General features: G+C 72.5%; 20 protein-coding genes, 2 tRNA genes and 1 pseudogene. 14 read left to right on the plus strand and 9 right to left on the minus strand.

Annotated elements, in window-relative coordinates:
- Positions 1–19 precede the first annotated feature (19 nt).
- From FB470_RS09055 to FB470_RS09095, 10 genes and pseudogenes are all read left to right on the plus strand, one after another.
- Positions 20–670 carry a hypothetical protein gene (locus FB470_RS09055; RefSeq protein ID WP_306990368.1) on the plus strand — a complete coding sequence of 217 codons (651 nt, stop codon included), beginning with the start codon at positions 20–22 and terminating at the stop codon, positions 668–670.
- A 216-nt stretch (positions 671–886) separates the two neighbouring features.
- Positions 887–1,720: an IclR family transcriptional regulator gene (locus FB470_RS09060; protein WP_306990370.1), complete on the plus strand. Its 834-nt coding sequence runs from the start codon at positions 887–889 to the stop codon at positions 1,718–1,720.
- Between the two features lie 174 nt (positions 1,721–1,894).
- A complete protein-coding gene (locus FB470_RS09065) occupies positions 1,895–2,566 on the plus strand; it encodes a hypothetical protein (protein ID WP_306990372.1) in 672 nt (223 codons plus the stop codon).
- 108 nt (positions 2,567–2,674) lie between these two features.
- Positions 2,675–3,427, plus strand: coding sequence for a lipase family alpha/beta hydrolase (locus tag FB470_RS09070; RefSeq protein WP_306990374.1), 753 nt, complete (start codon positions 2,675–2,677; stop codon positions 3,425–3,427).
- Positions 3,428–3,444: 17 nt separating this feature from the next.
- Positions 3,445–3,858 (plus strand): annotated as a pseudogene (locus tag FB470_RS35975) (IS982 family transposase); the annotation flags it as partial.
- A gap of 90 nt (positions 3,859–3,948) precedes the next feature.
- Positions 3,949–4,035 (plus strand) — tRNA-Ser (locus tag FB470_RS09075).
- Between the two features lie 219 nt (positions 4,036–4,254).
- Positions 4,255–4,515: a hypothetical protein gene (locus FB470_RS09080; protein WP_306990376.1), complete on the plus strand. Its 261-nt coding sequence runs from the start codon at positions 4,255–4,257 to the stop codon at positions 4,513–4,515.
- Complete coding sequence (locus FB470_RS09085) at positions 4,516–4,764, plus strand: hypothetical protein (protein ID WP_306990377.1); 249 nt, start codon at positions 4,516–4,518, stop codon at positions 4,762–4,764. It abuts the gene before it with no gap.
- Positions 4,765–4,771: 7 nt separating this feature from the next.
- Complete coding sequence (locus FB470_RS09090) at positions 4,772–7,495, plus strand: FtsK/SpoIIIE domain-containing protein (RefSeq protein WP_306990378.1); 2,724 nt, start codon at positions 4,772–4,774, stop codon at positions 7,493–7,495.
- Positions 7,492–7,848 (plus strand): hypothetical protein, encoded by a 357-nt coding sequence (locus FB470_RS09095; protein WP_306990379.1) that lies wholly within the window; start codon positions 7,492–7,494, stop codon positions 7,846–7,848. The genes FB470_RS09090 and FB470_RS09095 overlap by 4 nt, the downstream gene beginning before the upstream one ends.
- Before the next feature lie 561 nt (positions 7,849–8,409).
- On the opposite strand, the gene FB470_RS09100 is transcribed toward FB470_RS09095, so the two are convergent.
- A complete protein-coding gene (locus FB470_RS09100; RefSeq protein ID WP_306990380.1) occupies positions 8,410–8,577 on the minus strand; it encodes a hypothetical protein in 168 nt (55 codons plus the stop codon).
- Positions 8,578–8,671: 94 nt separating this feature from the next.
- On the opposite strand from FB470_RS09100, the gene FB470_RS09105 reads away from it, so the two are divergent.
- Complete coding sequence (locus tag FB470_RS09105; RefSeq protein ID WP_306990382.1) at positions 8,672–8,929, plus strand: YbaB/EbfC family nucleoid-associated protein; 258 nt, start codon at positions 8,672–8,674, stop codon at positions 8,927–8,929.
- Between the two features lie 36 nt (positions 8,930–8,965).
- Here FB470_RS09105 and FB470_RS09110 read toward each other — a convergent pair whose 3' ends face one another.
- The 6 genes from FB470_RS09110 to FB470_RS09135 all read right to left on the minus strand — a co-directional run bounded on the left by FB470_RS09110 (position 8,966) and on the right by FB470_RS09135 (position 13,353).
- Positions 8,966–11,344, minus strand: coding sequence for an endonuclease/exonuclease/phosphatase family protein (locus FB470_RS09110; protein WP_306990383.1), 2,379 nt, complete (start codon positions 11,342–11,344; stop codon positions 8,966–8,968).
- A gap of 123 nt (positions 11,345–11,467) precedes the next feature.
- Positions 11,468–11,845, minus strand: coding sequence for a hypothetical protein (locus tag FB470_RS09115; protein WP_306990384.1), 378 nt, complete (start codon positions 11,843–11,845; stop codon positions 11,468–11,470).
- Positions 11,846–12,020: 175 nt separating this feature from the next.
- A tRNA-Ser gene (locus tag FB470_RS09120) sits at positions 12,021–12,107 on the minus strand.
- Between the two features lie 46 nt (positions 12,108–12,153).
- Positions 12,154–12,366, minus strand: a complete 213-nt coding sequence (locus FB470_RS09125; RefSeq protein ID WP_306990386.1) for a CsbD family protein — start codon at positions 12,364–12,366, stop codon at positions 12,154–12,156.
- A gap of 50 nt (positions 12,367–12,416) precedes the next feature.
- The gene (locus tag FB470_RS09130; RefSeq protein ID WP_306990388.1) at positions 12,417–12,869 is read right to left on the minus strand and encodes a nucleoside deaminase; all 453 of its coding nucleotides are present in this window, start codon (positions 12,867–12,869) and stop codon (positions 12,417–12,419) included.
- A gap of 1 nt (position 12,870) precedes the next feature.
- Complete coding sequence (locus FB470_RS09135) at positions 12,871–13,353, minus strand: tRNA adenosine deaminase-associated protein (RefSeq protein ID WP_306990389.1); 483 nt, start codon at positions 13,351–13,353, stop codon at positions 12,871–12,873.
- A 58-nt stretch (positions 13,354–13,411) separates the two neighbouring features.
- Here FB470_RS09135 and FB470_RS09140 point away from each other — a divergent pair, with 58 nt between their 5' ends.
- Together FB470_RS09140 and FB470_RS09145 are read left to right on the plus strand one after the other, a co-directional pair.
- Positions 13,412–14,638: a M20 metallopeptidase family protein gene (locus tag FB470_RS09140; protein ID WP_306990390.1), complete on the plus strand. Its 1,227-nt coding sequence runs from the start codon at positions 13,412–13,414 to the stop codon at positions 14,636–14,638.
- A 21-nt stretch (positions 14,639–14,659) separates the two neighbouring features.
- Positions 14,660–15,613 carry a prephenate dehydrogenase gene (locus FB470_RS09145; protein ID WP_306999146.1) on the plus strand — a complete coding sequence of 318 codons (954 nt, stop codon included), beginning with the start codon at positions 14,660–14,662 and terminating at the stop codon, positions 15,611–15,613.
- A gap of 3 nt (positions 15,614–15,616) precedes the next feature.
- On the opposite strand, the gene FB470_RS09150 is transcribed toward FB470_RS09145, so the two are convergent.
- Positions 15,617–15,892, minus strand: a complete 276-nt coding sequence (locus FB470_RS09150; RefSeq protein ID WP_306990392.1) for an antitoxin — start codon at positions 15,890–15,892, stop codon at positions 15,617–15,619.
- 91 nt (positions 15,893–15,983) lie between these two features.
- Between FB470_RS09150 and FB470_RS09155 the strand changes: the two genes are divergently transcribed.
- Positions 15,984–16,424 carry an SRPBCC family protein gene (locus FB470_RS09155; RefSeq protein WP_306990393.1) on the plus strand — a complete coding sequence of 147 codons (441 nt, stop codon included), beginning with the start codon at positions 15,984–15,986 and terminating at the stop codon, positions 16,422–16,424.
- On the opposite strand, the gene FB470_RS09160 is transcribed toward FB470_RS09155, so the two are convergent.
- Positions 16,421–19,006, minus strand: coding sequence for a CHAT domain-containing protein (locus FB470_RS09160; RefSeq protein ID WP_306990395.1), 2,586 nt, complete (start codon positions 19,004–19,006; stop codon positions 16,421–16,423). The genes FB470_RS09155 and FB470_RS09160 overlap by 4 nt on opposite strands.
- Position 19,007 lies beyond the last annotated feature (1 nt).

Below are 19,007 nucleotides of genomic sequence, written 5' to 3' on the forward strand. Positions count from 1 at the left end.
GAGGTGTTGAGGAGTGGTCGTGGTTCCTGATCTGCCCGCGAACCCGCTGTCGATCGAACTCACGCTCACCCACCGGCGATTCTGGTGGCGGATCGACGACGAAGACGAACAGCCGGAACAATGGGACGCCTCCGCCGACGTGTCCGATCTCGACGTGTGCCCGGAAGACCTCCGCCACGTCGGCAACATCGCGCTCGTCATCGCCGACCTCACCAAGGAACGCAACCTGCTGGACTCCGTCGTGCTCGGCGAATGGGCGCTGGAGTTCATCGCCGAAACGGTGATCGACCCGGACCAGGGCAAACTCCACCCCGAACTCGACGCCCGCATCAGCCAGGGCCCGCCGCGCATGGTCATCCTGCGTCGCATCGAACTGACCGAACCCTGGCGCGGACACGGCCTCGGCGCCGCCCTGATCGCCGGCGCGCTGCGCATCCTGGCCCCCAACGCGCGCCTGGCCGCCTGCCGGGTGTCCCCACTGGACTTCGCGCACCCCGGCGCCGACCGCATCAGCGCCGAGCTGTCCAGCCTGCGCGCCGGCGCGATGCTGGAAAGCATCGGGTTCCACCGCTGGCGGGGAGTCCACCTGGTCGACCTGAGAAACCCCGCACTGGTCGACGCGCGCATGGACCTGCTCGAGCAGTGGTGGCCCGGCCAGGTCGAGAACTGAACCGCTGGCCCGGTTCCACCGCAGCACGGGGTCGCCCACTTACATCGGTTTCCTCCGTCTACTCCGGAAATTCCGCCGTCGATACGGCTCACCGTCCTGCGCCCGCGGCGAGGGCCTTCTCGAACCTGGTGCCTCCACTGCTGGCCCCTGACCTGCGCTCGTACTCGGTACTAGGATCTGAAACAACCGAGTTGCCGATCGAAACGAGGAGCGGTCATGGCCCGGCGGCGCAAGCAGGAACCCGACGGGACGAACCTGCCCGACGACGAGGTCAGGGACGAACGCGACTACTCGGTGCGAGCCGTCGAGCGGGTTTGCCTCATCCTCAACCTGCTCCAGGAATCGGTCGACGGCATCACGTTGAACGAGGTCGCGCAGACAACCGGTTTGCCGAAGTCCTCGGCGTTCCGTTACCTCTGGACGCTCGAGCACCACCGCTACGTCGAGCGCGACGAAACCAACAACCTGTTCCGGCTTGGTCTCGGCTTCGTCGGCATGCAGTCCCGTCACCTCGAGATCCTGCGCGAGCGCGCGCGTCCGTCGCTCGAAGCCTTGCGGGACGAGTACGGCGAGACCGCGAACCTCGGGCTGCTCGACGGTGACCACATCATCTACATCGAGATCGTCGAGAGCCGGCGCGGCGTTCGGCTGGCGGCCTCCCGTGGGGACCGGGACCCCCTGCACTCGACCGCACTCGGGAAGGCCATCGCCGCGCACCTTCCCGAAGACCGGGTCCGGACGCTGCTCGACCGCGCGGGCATGCCGGGCCGCACGTCCGCGACCATCACCTCGGTCGGCGACTTCATGACCGAGCTGGCGGGCGTCCGGCGCAACGGCTACGCGATCGACAACGGGGAGAACGAGGCGGACGGGCGATGTGTCGCCGCCCCGCTCCTCGGGACGCACCTGCCCGCCGCGATCAGCGTCAGTGGCCCTTCGTCCCGCTTTTCGATGCAGGACGCCAAGAAGGTCGCCAAGACGCTCATCCGGGTCGCCTCCGGAATCGCGACCAATCCCGTTTCCGCACAGCGCAGCGAAGCCATGGCTTGAGTCCGGCCGGGCGCACGAGAAGCGCTGACACCCGAACGACGTCGCGTACGCTTCGCACAGTCGTCGGCGGCGGTTTTCGATGTGGCGTAAGGGTTGTAGGTGCGCAGGCGCGGACGGCGGAGTTCTGGGCGCAGAGTAGCCCTCCCACGAAGAACCCGTGAGCGGTCACCGTTCATGACTCCCCGACGGACGCTGCGCTTCCTCGCCTACGTCAGCGGGCCGAGCCTGGTCCCCTTGCCATCGGCCATGATCACCGCCCCACTTCGGCCGCTCCCGGCAACCGGCCACGCCGTTTTCGGCGCGCAGGCCGACCATCCTCCCGTCGTTGTCGACCACCGGACGGCAGAAGCGGACACACCGCTGGTCTCCCTCCAGCCCGGCGCGCCAATCGACGGGCAGCCCCTGCACACCGCCGCGCGGCGCGCCGAGCAGCGGCTCAAGCGACGGCCCGGGCACCCGGTCGTCGAGATCGCCCCCGTCCGGCCCCGGCAGGCGCCGCTGACCTCCGGGCTCAGCGGCCACGACACGGTCCGCCGGCTCGTGCGCGCGGGGCAACTCGACCACGTCGGCGGGCCCGCGGCGAACTCGCAGCCGTTCCTGGACCTCGAGGCCGAGCACGTCTCCTCCGCCGAGCGGCTCGCCGAGTCCTCGCCCGACTCGGCGTTCCTGCTGCTGACCAAGGCCGCGCAACTGATCGGGTCCAGCCTGCTGGCGCGGCAGGGGCCGCGGCCCGCGCTGTCGGCGCCCGAGCAGGTCGTCGGGACGGCCGTGGCGGCCCAGTTCTCGCAGATCGAGCTGCTCGCCGCCGCGAGGGAGGCCGCCGGGAAGCTCGCCCTGTTCCACTGACCGCCCGAAACGCAACCGAGACCGGGGCGGCGAAACGAAAATGTCGGTCCCCGCGGCTAACCTCGCAACAAGGGGACGAACACCTCGAGGCGGAGGTGCGCGATGACGATGCTGAGAACTGTCGCGGGTGAGATCGCGAGCGCGGTGACGCACGCGGTGCGGTACCCGGCCGGTATCGGACGCCGGTGGGCGATCCACCCCGCGCGCCGGAGCGCCCCGCCGGGCGACGTGCGCCCGCTCGTGGTCCTGCCCGGACTGGCCGACAACACCGCGATCTTCACGAACCTGAAGGTCGCGCTGGACCGCTGCGGCGCGGGGCCGATCGTCTCGTTCAGCTACAGCCTCCTGCTGCGGGACGTCCGCTCCGCCGCGGCTCGCCTGTCCGAGCAGGTCGAGCAGCTGTGCGAGGTCACCGGCGCCGCGAAGCTCGACCTGGTCGGCCACAGCCTGGGCGGCCTGATCGCCCGGTACTACGTGCAGCGGCTCGGCGGTCACCACCGCGTCGGCACGGTCGTGACGGTGGGCACCCCGCACGGCGGCACGGTCGCCGCGTGGCTGCTGTCGCCGATGCCGCTGGCCCGGCAGCTCCGCCCGGGCAGCGACCTGCTGACCGAACTGACCCGGCCGGCTCCCCACTGCACGACGAAGTTCGTCACGTTCTCCAGCGACGGTGACGAGCTGATCCTGCCCAGCCGGCACGGCCGGTTCGAGCATCCCGACCTCGAGGTGCGCAACGTGGTGCTACCCGGGGTCGGACACCTGGCGCTCGCCGCGCACCGCCAGGTCGTGGAGGAGATCTGCGCGTTGTTCGGGCCCGTCGGCGCGACGGACGACGGGGACACGCTGACCCGTTCGGCCTAGACGAGCGATGTGTAAGTCTGGGTGGTAACCGGAGACGCACGAAGGGCGTTCAAGATCCGTTTGTGACAGACCTGAACACCCACCTGGCCGTGGCCCTGGCGTTGCTGGGGATTCACCTGCGAGGCTCGCTGGTTGCGGTGCCTGCCCGGCCAATCCGCCTCCAACCGTCGGGTGCGGGCCCGTTTCCGCTGGTCAAGCCGGTGGAGTGCGGCCGGAGCCGGTCGACAGTCACAGGCTCGGAACTGGCCGGTTGGGCCAAGTACGGCTTCTGCCGCTCGCACTCGCGCTGGATCTCGTGACCGCGTCTGCAGGTGGTCTGCACCCCCGCCAGACTGCCCATCAACTGAGCGCCGGCCGATCCGAAGATCGACCAGCGGCAGGCACTCACGGCGATCTGCGACCATGAGCCCCGTCTACTCGCCGACCGCCCAACGACCGCTTTTCGGCCTAGCCCGCCGCGAGGACAGCCCCGCCCGAGGCCGCCTGAGCCCAGGTGAGCGGCCTGCTGTACCCTTCTCCGCGGAGGATTGGCCGAGCGGCCTAAGGCGCACGATTGGAAATCGTGTTGGGTGTAACAGCCCTCACGGGTTCGAATCCCGTATCCTCCGCTCTTCCGACGGAACGCCGGGCATCCACGAGGTGCCCGGCGTTCCCTCATTCGGCAACCGGCGAGGGCCCCGGACGTGTGAACGCGTCCGGGGCCCTCGCCACATCACCCGGATGCACCAGTGACCGGGCTCATGGTCTGGTCCGTGCTACCGATAGTTTGATGACAGGCCGCACACGCGGCACGACGAACCGCTAGCACGAGGAGAACCCGCGTCATTATGGCCGGAGTGGAAGAGATCCGCGCTGGGATCGCGATGGCGAACGAGAAGTGCAACGCCGGCGTCGCAGCCCTCCAGCAGGCCGCTCAGGCACTCGAGGAGGCCCAGCAGATCCTGGGCCAGGTCACCTCGGGCAGCACGCAGCCGGAGGTGACCCAGGCCAACAGCATGCTGGCCGAGGCGCTGCAGGGCATCAACGGGCAGCAGAACACGATCCAGGCCGCGGTGTCGTCGGCCGAGTCGTACGCCGCCCGCCTCTAGATGTTCTCGCTCCCCGAGCTGCAGGCGCAGCTGGCCGAGTTCCGTGCCAAACTGGCCGAGGCAAGCGCACACACCAACCGTGCGGTGGAACTGTTGGACGAAGCACGCGAAGTGATCGTGAACGCCCATGAACAGGCCGACGCCTGGGTGCCGCCGGAGCTCGCGGCGGCGGTGGACCGGCTCGGCAAGGACGCCGACCGGCTGCGCGCCGCGGATGACCTGGTGAACACCTACCTGGCCCGGCTGTAGGCGCGCCATGCCGAAGGCCAACGAGCAGAAGCGCCGGGTCGTGACGGCCCTGGGCACCATGCGCGAGAAGCTCGGCATGGTGCTGGGCGCCGTGCACGCCGGGCGCCAGATCGCCGAGGCCGACCTGGCCCGGCTCCAGCTGGAACAGCAGGTCGTGCGCGCCGGCATCGACGCCGCGGCCGAGGACGAGGAACTCGCCGCCGCGCTGCGGCACCCGATGATGGCCGGGGTGCGGGACAAGCTCACCGCCCAGCGCGCCGCGTTCTACACCGACGCGGCCACCGTGCCCGCCCGGCTGCGGGACCTCGTCGCGCGCGTCGCGTCCGGGCCGGCGAGCCTGCCGCCGAGCGCGTGGTTGGGCCGTCCGGGCCGGGAACCGCTTTCACCACCGCCGCTGTGGCGCATCGGCTCGTCCACAATGGACGAGTCCGGCCCGTTCCCGGTGATGGTGCCGCTGCTGGACGACTCGCACCTGGCCATCACCTCGGCCGTCCGCACCCGGCAGTCGATCGAATCGCTCATCGAAGGCCTGCTGCTGCGCGTGCTCAGCTCGATGGAGCTGGGCTCGGTGCGCATCCACCTGTGGGACGTCGCGCAGCTGACCGCCGTGCTGCCGAACCTGTACCCGCTGTCCCGCACCTCCGCGGTCACGCTCTACGACCCCGACCAGCTGGGCGTCCTGCTCGACGAGCTGACCGGGCACATCCGGCGCATCCACGCGCAGACCATGCAGGCCGGCCACACGTCGCTGCGTGGTCTGCGCGACCAGCTCGGGCAGCGCGTCGAGCCGTGGCGCGTCGTGGTGCTGTTCGGCAACGGCGAGACCTGGGCGGCGGAACCACTGCGGGAGCTCAAACGCATCGCCGGCGCCGCGCTGGCCGCCGGGATCTCGCTGATCACCGTGGACATCCCCACGATCCTGGGCGGCTCGTTCGAGAACATCCGCATGGTCGACGAGCACCACGCGGCCACCAGCATGACCGGGCCCAACCTCGTCGTCGACCTGGACCCGCCGATCCCGTCGACCGAGGTCAGCGCCGCCGCGAGCCGCCTGGCCGACGCGCTGATCGAGAAGCAGGGCGGCCCGCGCTCGTTCCGCGACCTGCTGCCGGCCGAGCTGGGCCAGGAGAACTCCGCGCGCGAGCTGCGGGCACCGGTCGGGTTCTACGAGGGCGACCCGGTCGAGGTCGTGATCGGCGACGCGAGCCCACACGCGCTGATCGGCGGGCCGAGCGGCTCGGGCAAGACGAACTTCCTCTACGCCCTGCTCGGCAGCCTCGCCGCGCGCTACCCACCCGACGAGCTCGCGCTGTACCTGCTGGACTTCAAGGAGGGCGTGTCCTTCGCCGGGCTGGCGCCGGGCCGCCGCGACGCGAGCTGGCTCCCGCACGCCCGGCTGATCGGGGTCAACGTCAACACCGACCGCGAGTTCGGCCTGGCGCTGCTGCGGTTCCTCGCCGACGAGCTGCGCCGCCGCTCGGCCGCGGCGAAGGAGCACGAGGTCACCGACCTGGCCGGGCTGCGCCAGCAGGACCCGGACGGGCGCTGGCCGCGGATCGTGGCGGTGATCGACGAGTTCCAGTACCTGTTCGCGGGTCGCGACGGCGTCACCAACCAGGCGACCGCACTGCTCGAGGACATCGCCCGGCGTGGCCGGGCCCAGGGCATCCACCTGATCCTGGCCAGCCAGGACATCGCGGGCATCGACGCGTTCTGGGGCAAGCCGGCCGTGTTCGAGCAGTGCACGCTGCGCATCGCGATGCCGAAGGCGCGACGCGTGCTCGCCGAGACCAACAACGCGGCCGTCGCCGCGCCGAAGTGGCACGCGGTGATCAACCACGATTCCGGTGTCGCGCACGGCAACCAGCTCGCGCACGTGCCGGACGCGAGCAGCAAGGACATCTTCTCGTCGCTGCAGCGCGAACTGTGGGACCGCTACGCGCAGGAGCACCAGCGGCCACGGCTGTTCGACGGCGCGCACTCGCCGTTGCTGGAGCACTCGGCGGCGTTCGCCGCGCTCAGCCCGGGCGGGGTGCCGCGCGCGCTGCTGGGCCAGTCGATCGACGTCGCCGACACCGCGTGCGAGGTCGAGCTGACCGGCGCGCCGGGCCGCAACCTCGCGATCATGGGCACCGCGATCGCCGAGGCACTGTCCATCATGGACGCCGCGGCGCGGTCGCTGGCGAAGCAGTACCCGCGGCACGAGGTCGAGTTCCTGGTGGCGTGCATGGTCGACCGGTGCGCGCCCGCGGTCGGTGAGCTGGCCGACGGACTCGAGGCGGACGGGCACCGCGTCGTGCGGCTCAGTGATGTCGAGCTCGGTGAGCACATGGCCAAGCTGGCCGAGGAGCCGCCCGAGCACGCGCGGATCCTGCTGCTCTACGGCGTCGACGGAGCGTTGCCGATCCTGGAGCAGAAATCACCCGGCCAGCTGAAGAGCGGGCTCGACCACTTCCGGGTGGTTCTCAAGCAGGGCCCCGGCAAGGGAATTCACACGATCGGCTGGTGGCGGAGCACGGCCCGGCTGAAGGACACACTCGGGTTCGCCGGCACCGACGACATCGGGGCGTGGGCCGCGCTCGACGTGCAGGGCGCGGAGCTGAGCCAGTTCGCGGCCGGGCAGGTCGTGCACTGGTCGCCGCGGCCGGGGCGGGCGCTGTTCTTCGACCGCAGCACGCACGTCTCGCCCGAGGTGATGATCCCCTTCGACCGACCGGAGCACCAGTCGTGAACGCCGCGATGGAGTACAAGCAGATCGTCGGGCTCGCCGGGAAGGCGGCCGAGGAGCTGCGCGCGTGGGAGCGGCGCCGGGCCGAGGAGCTGGACGCCGAGATCGCGGCCGCCGAGGCCGCGGTGGCGGAGGCCAGGGAACGCGAGGCCCGGACGGTGCAGGGCGCGCAGCACTGGTGGCGGATGGCGCAGGACAACGTCAGCCGCCTGCCGTGGCTCGAGGTGGGCGCCGACCCGGCGCCGGCGCCGCACGCCTACGCTTCCCGGCTCGACCTCTACCTGCGCGAGGTCAAGGAGGCGTACCAGGAGCTGGTGGACGCGGTGCTGTCGCTGAGCTGGCGCGCGCGACGCTAGCTCGCCGGGCGCTCGGCCGGGCCGCACGCTCCGGCGCACGTGACGCCCGCGCAGGCGCCCGCGACGCTAGGCCGCCGCGCTGTCGGCGGCCGGGCCGCACGCTCCGACGCGCAACACCCGCACTGGCGCGCCCGACGCTAGCTCGCGGCGGGGCCGCAGCCAGCCGCACACGGGAGACCCGTGCCGAGCGCGGGGCGCTAGGTCGCCGTACAACACCGGGCCATCGCGTCCTCGGCGGCCGGGCATAGCCATCGGCACACGTGACGCCCGCGCAGGCGCTCGACGCTAGGCCCGCGGCGCGCAACGCCAGGCCGCCGCGCTGTCGGCGGCCGGGCCGCACGCTCCGGCGCGCAACACCCGCACTGGCGCGCCCGACGCTAGCTCGGCGACCGGGCCGCAGCCAGCGGCACACGGGAGACCCCTGCCGAGCGCGGGGCGCTAGGCCGCCGCGCGCAACACCAGGCCACCGCGCCCTCGGCGATCGGGCCACACCCACCGGCGCACGTGACACCCGCGCAGGTGCGGGCCGGCACACGCTGGCGCGGGCCGCCGTGCGCGGCGCTAGTTCGCCGGGCGCATCCAGCTCTCCGGTTCCAGTGTGTCCGGCTTGGGCATCGGGCGGCGGACGTACGCCCGGGCCCACCTGAGGTCGGTCCGCAGGGTCGCCGGCACCACGGGCGAGACCTCGCGGCGGGACAGGTGGTCGACGGTCGCGCGTACCCAGTTCATGATCGTCGGACGTTGCGCGGCTGTGGTTGGTTCCTCACGGAACCGCTGGGGAGTCGGTCGCGTCGTAGCAGCCAGCCGAGAGGAAGAGGACCCGGTGAACCGCGAGCTGACCAAGAAGTCCGAGGGTGTCGGCGAACGTCCGGTCGCCCGGCAGCGCCAGGCCGCGCAGCAGGTGACCACCGCCCAGGACGACTGGGGGCTGGTCGAGGTCGGGGTGTCCGCCAGCGGCGAGGTCCTCGAGGTCGCCATCAACGCCGCCCTGTTCGAGCACGTCAAGCCGTCGGACCTGGCGGAGGCGATGCTGCAGGCGGCCCGCGCCGCCCAGCGCCGCGCGAAGCAACTGCACCGCTGACCGCCGCCGCGGGACGCGACGGCGGCCTGTGGCACGTCAGAGGGCCGGCCGGTAACGGATGATCTGCGGGTCGTGGTCGCTGGCCTGCACGGCGAACTCGGCGTTGATGTGGACCACGTCGTAGTCGACCCGCCGCAGCGCCGGCGAGGTCAGGATGTGGTCGAGCACCTGCGAGTTGCCCTCGTAGACGTAGCTGTACCGCTCGTCCTCCGGCAGCCGGCCGATCTGGTCGGTCAGCGCACCGCCCGCGGTGAGCGTCCGCAGCGCGGGCGAGAACTGGTAGTCGTTCAGGTCGCCGGCCACGATGACGTCCGCGAACCGGTCGGCGGCCAGCAGCTGGTCGACGAACGAGCGCAGCACCTGCGCCTGCTGCCCGCGCTGCACCTCCGAACTCCGGGCCGGCGGCTGGTAGCGGCCGTGCGCGGGCTGGTCGCCGCCCTTGGAGTTGAAGTGGTTGGCGATCACGAACACGGTGTGGCCGTGGAAGACGAACTCGCCGGCCAGCGGCTTCCGGCTGCTCTGCCACGCGGCGTTGCCCGGGTCGATCCGGCCCGGCGACACCGACAGGTGCGGCTTGCCGCGCTCCTGCACCACGGACACGCCGGTCGTCGCGTCACCGCCCGGGCGGTCCACGAAGGACACCCGGCGCGGGTTGAACAGGAACCCGACGCGGATGTTGCCGCCCGGCTCGCCGCCGTCGGTCATGTCCCGCGGGTCGATCTGCCGCCACTCGTACCTGGGCCCGCCCGCGGCGACGATGGCGTCGGTGAACCGCTGGAGCGTCCGGTCCGCGGCCACCACACCGTCGCCCTCGGCCGCGGCGCCGTTGTTGTCCTGGATCTCCTCCAGGGTCACGATGTCCGGCGCGGCGAGGTTGTCCACGATGCCGTTCGCCAGCTGGTCGAACTTGGCCTGGTCGTCCACAGCGGACAGGTTCTCGACGTTGTAGGTCGCGACCGCCAGTTCGCCCGGCGACTGCGTGCGCGTGGTCTCCGGCTCGATGCCGCCGTCCTCGACCTCGCCCAGCACGCCGGCCTGGAGGGTGTAGCCGCCGAAGCTGTCGTACTCGATCGGCCCGGAGGTCAGGCCGGTGAGCGTGTCGCCCGTGTCGGCCTGCGGGAACGGGCGCTGCGCGAACGGGATCAGCGACTCGATCTTGAGGATGCCGGTGTTCGGCTCGTCGTAGCCGGTGTAGACCGCGTCGCCGCGGCCGGTGCGGTTCTCGTCCGGTTTGGTGGTCACGTACACCTCGTTGTAGTCGGTGGACGGGCCCACGACGCGGACGTCCTGGACGCTGACCACCTCGCCCTCGTGCGCCTCCCAGAAGTCCAGCGAGTACTCGGCCGGCTCCAGCGGCAGGCCCTCGATGTTGCCGCCGGCCTGGGGCGCGAGCGCACCGGGCACGGTCGTCGGCGTGATCGCGGTGGCGGCGGGCAGCGGGTTGCCGGTCGACGTGACAGTCCACTGCGGACCGGTGATCTCGGTGGTGGACTGGTAGATCGAGTTCGTGGGGCTGTCCGGGTAGTACTCGGTGACGGTGCCGGACACCGTGACCGCGTCGCCGACGGCCACCGCGGGCGTGGTCGAGCCGGTGAACACCAGCACGCCCTCGCTGGTGCGCGGGTCGGCGTCGGGCCGCGGGTCGGTCATCCAGAACCCGCGGGCGGAGCCGAACGTGCGCAGCGCGGTGACGACGCCAGTCACGCCGGTGACCTTCTTGCCGGCCAGCGGCGAGCGGCGGGTGCTGCCCTGGATGTCGTGGATCGCGGCCGGGGTTCCGCCCGCGTCACCGCCGGAGGTCTCGCCCTTGGTGTTGACCGGGGTAGGGGCGCCGGTGGCGAAATCAGCGGCGTTGTCGTCGGTGTCGGTCAGGGTCTGCCGGGACACGGAGCTGGTGTTGCCCGGCGCGGGGGCGGGGCTGCCTTCGCGGACGGTCGCCGAGCCGAAGCCGACGAGGTCGTGCACGGCGGGGTCGGCGAGGCAGCCGGCCGCGGTGAGGCACGTCAGGGGGTTGGTGCCGTGGACCAGGGCGACGGTGCCGGAGGTCGCGGACATCGCGATCGACCCGGCCGCGTCCGCGGCCGGCAACGCGACGGTGCCACCCGATCCGGTGGCTTCCGCGATCAGATAGCGGCCGCCCGCGGCGACCGAGCCGGTCAGCGGGGTCACCTGCCACTTGCTCGACGCGCTGGGCGAGCCGGGCAGGTACTGCACGCTCCAGCCGTCGAGGGTCGTGGCCGCGGCGCCGGCCAGTTCGATGAAGTCACCGGTCAGCGTCGCGCCGCTGTTGCCACCGCCGCCGTAGACCTCGGCGATCAGGACGTCCGCGGCGGCCGCCGACGCGGGTGCCGCAGCGACGGTCAGCCCGGCCAGCGCGGCGGCGGCGAGCACGCCGATTCTTCGAGTGGTCGTCACCCTGAGTCCCCTCGTCTGATCATCAGTCGAGGCATCTTCCCTCGATGAGGTGAGACGAAGGAAGACTCGGCAGCAACAACCGGTAACGGTTCGTCCACCCGGCCTACAACGGACGGAGGGCGATCAGTGGTCGTTGAAGAAGGACACCTTCCGGTAGTTCGTGCCGTCGCCGGAGAACTCGAGGTAGATCGTTTCGCCCTCGGGCAGGTTCGCGCCGGTGCTCGCCTTCTGCGTGGAACAGGTTCCGTTGCCGCCCTTGGCCGGGACCATCCAGTAGGCGTTGCCGCTGGGGTAGAGCCACTCCACCCGGGCGGTGGCGGCGTGCCCGTTCGCCGAGCTGTCGCAGAGCGAGATGATGTCGTCGTGCTCTTCGACGTAGACCGTTGCGCCGTAAGCACTCCAGGTGTGGTCCCAGCCACCCGCGGGCGGCTCGACGATCGCCGAGGCGCTGCCCGCCGAGGCGAGAACGCCACCCGCCGCCAGCACCATCACACCAAGCATTCGAGGCAGTTTCACGAACCGGGACACTACGAACCCGCCGGGCCGGGAACCGGACGCTGCTGGATGGCGAAACCGCAGGTGAGAGCGCCGCGTACGGATCGGCTACGGTCGCCCGGCCCGGACCCGCGAACGACGAACGCCGGGCCTCCCGAGGGAGACCCGGCGTTCGTACCGGCGGTAGCGGTGGGATTTGAACCCACGGACGGGGTCAACCGTCACACGATTTCGAGTCGTGCTCCTTCGGCCGCTCGGACACGCTACCGCCGACTAGGTTACTAGACGCCTCCGAGCGGCTTGCAGGCACTCCTTCACCTGGCGCGGAAGCGGCGCTGCGCGTCGCGGGCGGCGGTGGCCGCCCAGTCCGCCACCTCGGTCGTCGTCTCGCGCACCGCGCCGCGAATCCGCTCGGCGCGGCCGGCCGTCTGGTGCCGCCGGTTGCCGGTCAGGCGGCCGAACAGCTCACGCGCACCGCCCTTGGCCTGGCGGCTCCGGCTCGTCATCCGGTTCTTCACGACGTTCATCGACCCTCCTTCGCTGCGGTCCCCACCGGGCTACCCCGCCACCCGGCCGGTCACACGTCCCGGTGACCGGCGAAGAACTCGGCCAGCAGCGCCGCGCACTCGGCTTCCAGCACGCCGCCGCGCACCTGGGGCCGGTGGTTGAGCCGCCGGTCCCGCACGACGTCCCACAGCGAACCCACCGCACCCGTGCGCGGCTCCCAGGCCCCGAACACCACCCGCGCGATCCGGGCGAGCACCAGCGCGCCCGCGCACATCGTGCAGGGTTCGACCGTCACGGCGAGCGTGCAGCCGTCCAGCCGCCAGCCGAAGCCGAAGACTCCGGCGGCCTCCCGCAGCGCCAGGACCTCGGCGTGCGCGGTGGGGTCGCCCAGCTCCTCCCGGGCGTTGTGGGCCCGGGCGAGCAGGCGGCCGTCCGGGGCGAACACGGCCGCGCCGATCGGCACGTCCGGGCCGGCCTCCCGTGCGGCGGCCAGCGCCGCGGACACCAGCTCGGCGTCGGACACGTCAGATCTCGTCGAGCAGCGCGGTGAACTCGTCGCCGAACCCGCAGCGCTGCGCGATCATCTGCAGCTGCTCGTCCGGGTAGAGGTCCACCTCGCCCGCGATGACCTCGAGCTCCGGGCCGGGCAGGCCGACGTCGGCGAGGATGTCGAGGTCGCCCTCGGGCCAGATCGAGTCGTCCTCCTCGTCCGGCGGGTCGACGCGCAGCACGTCGAGCACGTCGGCGGCGATGTCGTAGTCCAGCGCCGCCGCCGCGTCCGACAGCAGCAGCGACGGGCCGCGCGGGCTCGGCCGCACGATCACGAAGAACTCGTCGTCCACCGCGAGCAGGCCGAACACGGCCCCGGTGGACCGCAACTTGGCCAGCTCGGTGATAGCGGCATCCAGACCCGAGAGCGCGCCGGCGTCGAGCGCGCTGCAGCGCCACTTGCCGTCCTCCCGGACCACGGCCACCGCGAATCCCGCAACCGGCTCCTTCACCGACATAGCGCACACCGTATACCTGGACGGATCACCGGTGCAGTCGCTCTGCGAGGATCGGATGATGACGGGACCCACCGAGTTGCCCCCTTTGCCGGACACCCGCCTGGCCGCGTTGCTCTCCGAAGCTGACGCTCTGCAACCGGCCACCGTCGCGCTGCGCCGCGAGATCCACACCCATCCCGAGCAGGGCCTCCACCTGCCGCGCACGCAGGCCGCGATCCGGCGGGCGCTGGACGGCCTCCCGCTGGAGATCGTCGAGGGCAGGTCCACCACCGCGCTCACCGCCGTGCTGCGCGGCGCGAAGGACGGCCCCGCGGTCCTGCTGCGCGGCGACATGGACGCGCTGCCGCTGCAGGAGGACACCGGGCTGGAGTTCGCTTCCGAAGTGGACGGAACCATGCACGCCTGCGGGCACGACGGGCACGTCGCGATGCTCGCCTCGGCCGCGCGACTGCTGTCGGCCCACCGGCACGAGCTGGCCGGTTCGGTCGTGTTCATGTTCCAGCCCGGCGAGGAGGGCTACCACGGCGCGCGGCACATGATCCACGAGGGCGTGCTCGACGCCGCCGGATCGCGGGTCGAGCGGGCGTTCGGCATCCACCTGCTCGCGCACGTCGAGTCCGGGCTGATCACCACCCGGCCCGGCCCCCTGATGGCGTCCAACGACACGTTCTCGGTCCAGGTGACCGGCAAGGGCGGCCACGGTTCGAGCCCGCACAACGCGATCGACCCGGTGCCGGCCGCGGCGGCGATGGTGACCGCCCTGCAGACGATGGTGACGCGGCGGATCAGCGTGTTCGACCCGGCGGTGGTGTCGGTGACCCGGATCGCGGCCGGCACCACGACCAACATCATCCCGGAGACCGCCGAGCTCCTCGGCACGATCCGCACCCTGTCCGAGTCCACCCGGTCGCTGGTGAAGGCCGAGCTGGCGAAGGTGTGCGAGGCGGTCGGCGCGGCGCACGGCTGCCGCGTGCTGGTCGACATCGAGCCCGGCTACCCGGTGACCGCGAACGACCCGGACACGGCGCTGCGGGTGCTGGACCTCGCCCAGCGGGTGCTCGGCCGGGCCGAGCTGATGGCCGATCCGATCATGGGCGCCGAGGACTTCTCCTATGTCCTGCAACGGGTTCCGGGCGCCTTCACGTTCCTCGGCGCGTGCCCGCCGGACGTCGACCCGGCCGAGGCGCCGACCAACCACTCCAACCGGGTGCGCCACGACGAAGGCGCTTTCCCGGCGGGAGTCGCGATGTACGCCGCCTTCGCGCTCGACGCCCTGGCAGGATGAGGCCCCGTGCGAGACGTATGCGTGATCGGGCTCGGGTTGATCGGCGGTTCGGTGCTGCGCGCGGCCGCGGCGGCCGGGCGGCGGGTCTGGGGCGCCACGACCGCGGAGGCGGACGCCGAGGCGGCGGTCGTTGAGGGTTTCGACGCCTCGACCGACGTGGCGGCCGCGCTGCGGACGGCCGCCGAGCGGGACGCGCTGGTCGTGCTGGCCGTCCCGCTCACCGCGATCGAGGAGGTGCTGCGCACCGTCGGCGAGTGCGCCCCGTCGTGCCTGCTCACCGACGTGACCAGCGTGAAGACCGGGGTGCTCACCGCGGCGCGGGCGTTCGCCCCGAACGCCCGGTTCGTCGGCGGCCACCCGATGGCGGGCACCGCGGAGTCGGGCTGGCGCGCGGGCGGCGCCACGCTGTTCGACGGCGCGGCGTGGGTGGTGTGCGTCGAGGACGACACCGACCTGGCGGCGTGGGCGGAGGTCGCCCGGCTGGCGCTCGACGTCGGCGCGCACGTCGTCCCGCTGACCGCGAGCACCCACGACGAGGCCGTCGCCCGGATCTCGCACCTGCCGCACCTGCTGGCCGCGGTCCTGGCGGCGGTCGGCGCGGACGGCGGCCCGGTCGCGATGGCACTGGCCGCCGGCTCCTACACCGACGGCACCCGCGTGGCGGCCACCCGCCCGGAGCTGGTGCGGGCGATGACGGAAGGCAACCGCGAAGCGCTGCTCCCGGTGCTCGACGAGGCACTCGGCCGGCTCGGCGCTATGCGCGGATCGCTCGCCTCCACCGGCGGCCTCGCGGTCAGCATCAACTCGGGTCACGAAGGCGCGCGGGCGCTGGCGGAGGCCAGGCAGGCCACACCGTCGGGCGTCCGCGTCACGCTGAGCGCGCCGGACGCCCGGGACGGCCTGCGCGCGCTCGGCGAACGCGGCGGCCGCATCACTTCCCTCACCGCGGACACGGCCATCGGCGAGGTGCGGTAGGAGCTACGGCTGGGTCGGTCCGGTCGGTCCCGTCTGTGGCCCGGCCGGCCCGGGGCCGCCCGTCGGGCCCGCCGTACCGGGGCCGGGCTCACCGCCGCCGGACTGCTTGTGCAGGAAGTCCTTCGCCTTCGTCGTGACGTTGTCGATCTTGCTCGAGTGCTGGCCGAACTTCGACTTCGCGAAGCCGCTGGCCTTGTCGATGCCGCTCTCGATCTTGTCGGCGTTCTGGTCCAGCGCCTGCTGCGCCTTCTTCTTGATGTCGTTGAAGTTGATGCCCATGGACCCATGAAACCCCAAGGTCAGCGCACCCGCATCCGGTAAGCCCCTGGTTTACTGCTCGGTAACCCCTACCCGAGCGGAAAGGTCGCCGATGCCCGCCAAGACGTTCTCCTTCGAGGTCACCCGCACCAGCAGCGCGCCGCCCGCGGCGCTGTTCCGGCTGGAGACCGACGGCGCCCGCTGGTCCGAGTGGGCGAAACCGCTCGTCGTCGTGTCCCGCTGGGACCGCTGGGCCGATCCGGTGGGCGGCGTCGGCGCGATCCGGGCGGTCGGCGCGTGGCCGCTGCTGATGCGCGAGGAAACGCTCGAGTACGAACAGGACCGCCGCCACGTCTACACCTTCGCCGAGCCCGCGATGGTGCGCGGCTACCGCGGCGAGGTGCTGTTCGAGCCCGAGGGCACCGGCACGCGGCTGACCTGGCGCGGCTCGTTCCAGGAGAAGGTCCCGGGCAGCGGGCCGGTCGTGCTGGCCGGGCTGCGGACGGCGATCAGGTTCCTCTCCGCGCGGCTGGTGAAGGCCGCCGAGCGCTAACCGGCGCCGAGGACGAGGAACGGGCGGCGCAGCGGATCGGCGGCGGTCGCGTGGGCCAGCGCCCGTGCCGGGGGCGTCCCGGACGCCAGGCGCCGGTGCAGGTCGGCCATCGCCTCCGCCGCCGCGCGGTCCCCGACCCGCGCGATCGCCCCGACCACCGTGCGGGACCCGCTCGCCAGCAGTGCGCCGGCGAACCCCAGCGCCTCCTCGCCCGGCCGGATGTGGCTCATCGCCAGCTCGCACGCGGCCAGCACGACCCGGTCCGGCGGGCGCCGCAGCCGCGCCGTCTCGTGCGCGAACAGCGGGCCGTCGACCAGTTCGAGCCGGGAGAACAACGCGTTCGCCGGTTCGTGGGCGCCGTGTGCGACCAGGTGCGCCAGCCCGGCCCCGTCGAGCGCCTCCAGCACCGCCGAGCTGGTCGCCGCCGGACCGTCGACCAGCGTCGCCTTCGGGTAGACCGACCGCAGCTGCTTGACCTCGCCGATCGCACCCGGCACACCCGGCCCGCCGACCAGCACGACCGGGTCGATCGACTCGCGGCGCACGGCCGTCACCCAGGCCGTCGCCGACGGCGCGACCGACAGCGGACGGCCACGCAGCGACGGCAGGGCCGACCACGGCAGCGCATACAGCGGACCGGTCGGCACGATCACCAGCTCGCGGTCGCCGATCACCTCCGCCAGCGGCCGCACCAGCCGCTCGTCGAGCATGCTCGCGCGCTTTTCGGCGGACGCGGTGACGGCCGCGACCAGCGGCGGCGGCAGGTGGTCCGGGGCGAGCGCGTTCAGGTCGGCGTGCAGCTGCTTGGTGATCTCGACGACCTCGTCCAGACCACCCAGCCGGACCAGCCGGAACCGGCCGTCCCGCACGGTGACCGCGGAGAGCTCGCCGTCCTGCCCGAACAGGCTCACCAGCACGCGGTCGCCCAGCTCGGCGGCCACCTCCTCGGGCGAGCTGACCGGGCGCGGGCGGCCCCACGGGCTGGTGTACCAGCCGAGACGGCCGGCTTCGCGCTGCAGCCGGGCGTAGCGCTGCTCCAGCGCCGTCACCGGTTTGCCGTCGAGCCGGTTCTGCTGCGCTAGCCGCTGCACCTGCCGCATCTCGGTGATGAGCCGGGCGAGCACCGGATCGTCGATCGCGGGCAGCGGCTCGTAGCGGTACACCTGCGCGCGGGTGCGTTCCTGCCACGCGAACAGCCGTCGCGCTCCGGCGTGCCCGCGGGTGTTCGCCAGTACGAGCCCGACGGCGAGGCGTCCCAGTTCCTGGCCGTGCACGGCCGTGCCGCACACCAGGTCGAGCCCGCCCATGCGGTCGCGCACCAGGCTCAGCTCGGCGAACCCGCCGCGCGCCTGCGCGAGCGCGGCCCGCGGACGACCGGTCGCCACAGCCAGCTCCGCCCGGCACAACCGCAGCAGCATGACGTGGTCGATCGGCGTGGTGCGACGCGGTTTCGGCACCCGGCCGAGCAGGTCCCCGGCCGGGGCGGCCTCGCCCCGGCGCAGGAGCAGCCGCACGGCGAGCAGCCGCGCGACCGCCGCCTCGTCCCGCAGTCCCAGCCCGGCGAGCCGGTCGGCGTGCCGGGTGAGGCCGGCGACCAGTTTCGCCGGCGGGCGGCGGGTACCGCCCAGGATCTCGGTGGCGTCGGCGCGCAGGCGGGTCAGCGCGGCGACCTCGGCCCACGGGATGTTGCCGCGGCGCCGGAACCGGCGGTGCGCGGCCGACGCCAGCTGCCGCGCCAGACCGCAGTCGCCGTCGAGGATCGCGGCCGCGGCGCGGGCGATCTCGGCCTCGGCGATGTCCTGCGAGGCCCGGCTCTCCCGCAGCTCGGGCATGACCTCGTCCAGGTGCCGGGCGGCGTCGTCGGCGAGCCCGGCCGCGAGCAGCGCCCGCGCCTGCTCGACGCGCAGGCGCGGCAGCCAGCCGGGCGCGGCGGACCGGTAGATCCGCGCGGCCTCCTCGTAGTGCCGCAGCGCGCCGGGGATGTCGCCGATCAGCTGCGAATGCTCGCCCAGGTTGTGCCGCACCTTGCCCTCGATGCGGGTCAGGCCGTGGTCGACGGCGAGCTGCAGGCAACGGCGCAGATCCGCCAGCGCGGCCTCGGAGTTGGTCATCGCGACGTGCATCAGCGCGCGGTTCATCAGGTTCCGCGTCAACGGCAGTGCGTTGTCCTCGAGATCGCGTTCCAGCGCCGGCACGATGCTGTCGAACAGCTTCACCGCCTCGGCGAACCGGCCGATCCGGCCGAGCACCAGAGCGCGCTGGGCCTCCACGACGATCGCGAGTTCCCGGCGCCGCGGCCCGTCCGGCAGGCGGGGCGGCAGGCGCGCGGCCTCGTCGAGGTGCGCGAAACCCGCCTCCGCCGACCCCACCTCGGCCTCGGCGAGGGCCAGGCTGATCAGGATGCGGGTGCGCAGCACGATCCAATCCGGATCGGCCGGGTCACCGGCGTCGAGCCGTTTGAGCGCGCGCGTGAGCAGGCGCACCGCCTCCACGTTCTGGAAGTCGCCGGAGGCGTCCGCGGCGCGGCGGTGCAGTTCAGCGGCTACGGAGATGACGCCACTCGCTGCACCGGAACCTGCCACG

Origin of the sequence: Amycolatopsis thermophila, from assembly GCF_030814215.1 — a bacterium.
In the GTDB taxonomy this organism is placed as follows: Bacteria; Actinomycetota; Actinomycetes; order Mycobacteriales; family Pseudonocardiaceae; genus Amycolatopsis_E; species Amycolatopsis_E thermophila.

Excerpts from the sequence above, each read along its gene's own strand:
- FB470_RS09060 (WP_306990370.1), top strand. The coding sequence starts at position 887 with ATGGCCCGGCGGCGCAAGCAGGAACCCGACGGGACGAACCTGCCCGAC.
- FB470_RS09065 (WP_306990372.1), top strand. The coding sequence starts at position 1,895 with ATGACTCCCCGACGGACGCTGCGCTTCCTCGCCTACGTCAGCGGGCCG.
- FB470_RS09070 (WP_306990374.1), top strand. The coding sequence starts at position 2,675 with ATGCTGAGAACTGTCGCGGGTGAGATCGCGAGCGCGGTGACGCACGCG.
- FB470_RS09080 (WP_306990376.1), top strand. The coding sequence starts at position 4,255 with ATGGCCGGAGTGGAAGAGATCCGCGCTGGGATCGCGATGGCGAACGAG.
- FB470_RS09085 (WP_306990377.1), top strand. The coding sequence starts at position 4,516 with ATGTTCTCGCTCCCCGAGCTGCAGGCGCAGCTGGCCGAGTTCCGTGCC.
- FB470_RS09090 (WP_306990378.1), top strand. The coding sequence starts at position 4,772 with ATGCCGAAGGCCAACGAGCAGAAGCGCCGGGTCGTGACGGCCCTGGGC.
- FB470_RS09100 (WP_306990380.1), bottom strand. The coding sequence starts at position 8,577 with ATGAACTGGGTACGCGCGACCGTCGACCACCTGTCCCGCCGCGAGGTC.
- FB470_RS09115 (WP_306990384.1), bottom strand. The coding sequence starts at position 11,845 with ATGCTTGGTGTGATGGTGCTGGCGGCGGGTGGCGTTCTCGCCTCGGCG.
- FB470_RS09125 (WP_306990386.1), bottom strand. The coding sequence starts at position 12,366 with ATGAACGTCGTGAAGAACCGGATGACGAGCCGGAGCCGCCAGGCCAAG.
- FB470_RS09135 (WP_306990389.1), bottom strand. The coding sequence starts at position 13,353 with ATGTCGGTGAAGGAGCCGGTTGCGGGATTCGCGGTGGCCGTGGTCCGG.
- FB470_RS09140 (WP_306990390.1), top strand. The coding sequence starts at position 13,412 with ATGACGGGACCCACCGAGTTGCCCCCTTTGCCGGACACCCGCCTGGCC.
- FB470_RS09150 (WP_306990392.1), bottom strand. The coding sequence starts at position 15,892 with ATGGGCATCAACTTCAACGACATCAAGAAGAAGGCGCAGCAGGCGCTG.
- FB470_RS09155 (WP_306990393.1), top strand. The coding sequence starts at position 15,984 with ATGCCCGCCAAGACGTTCTCCTTCGAGGTCACCCGCACCAGCAGCGCG.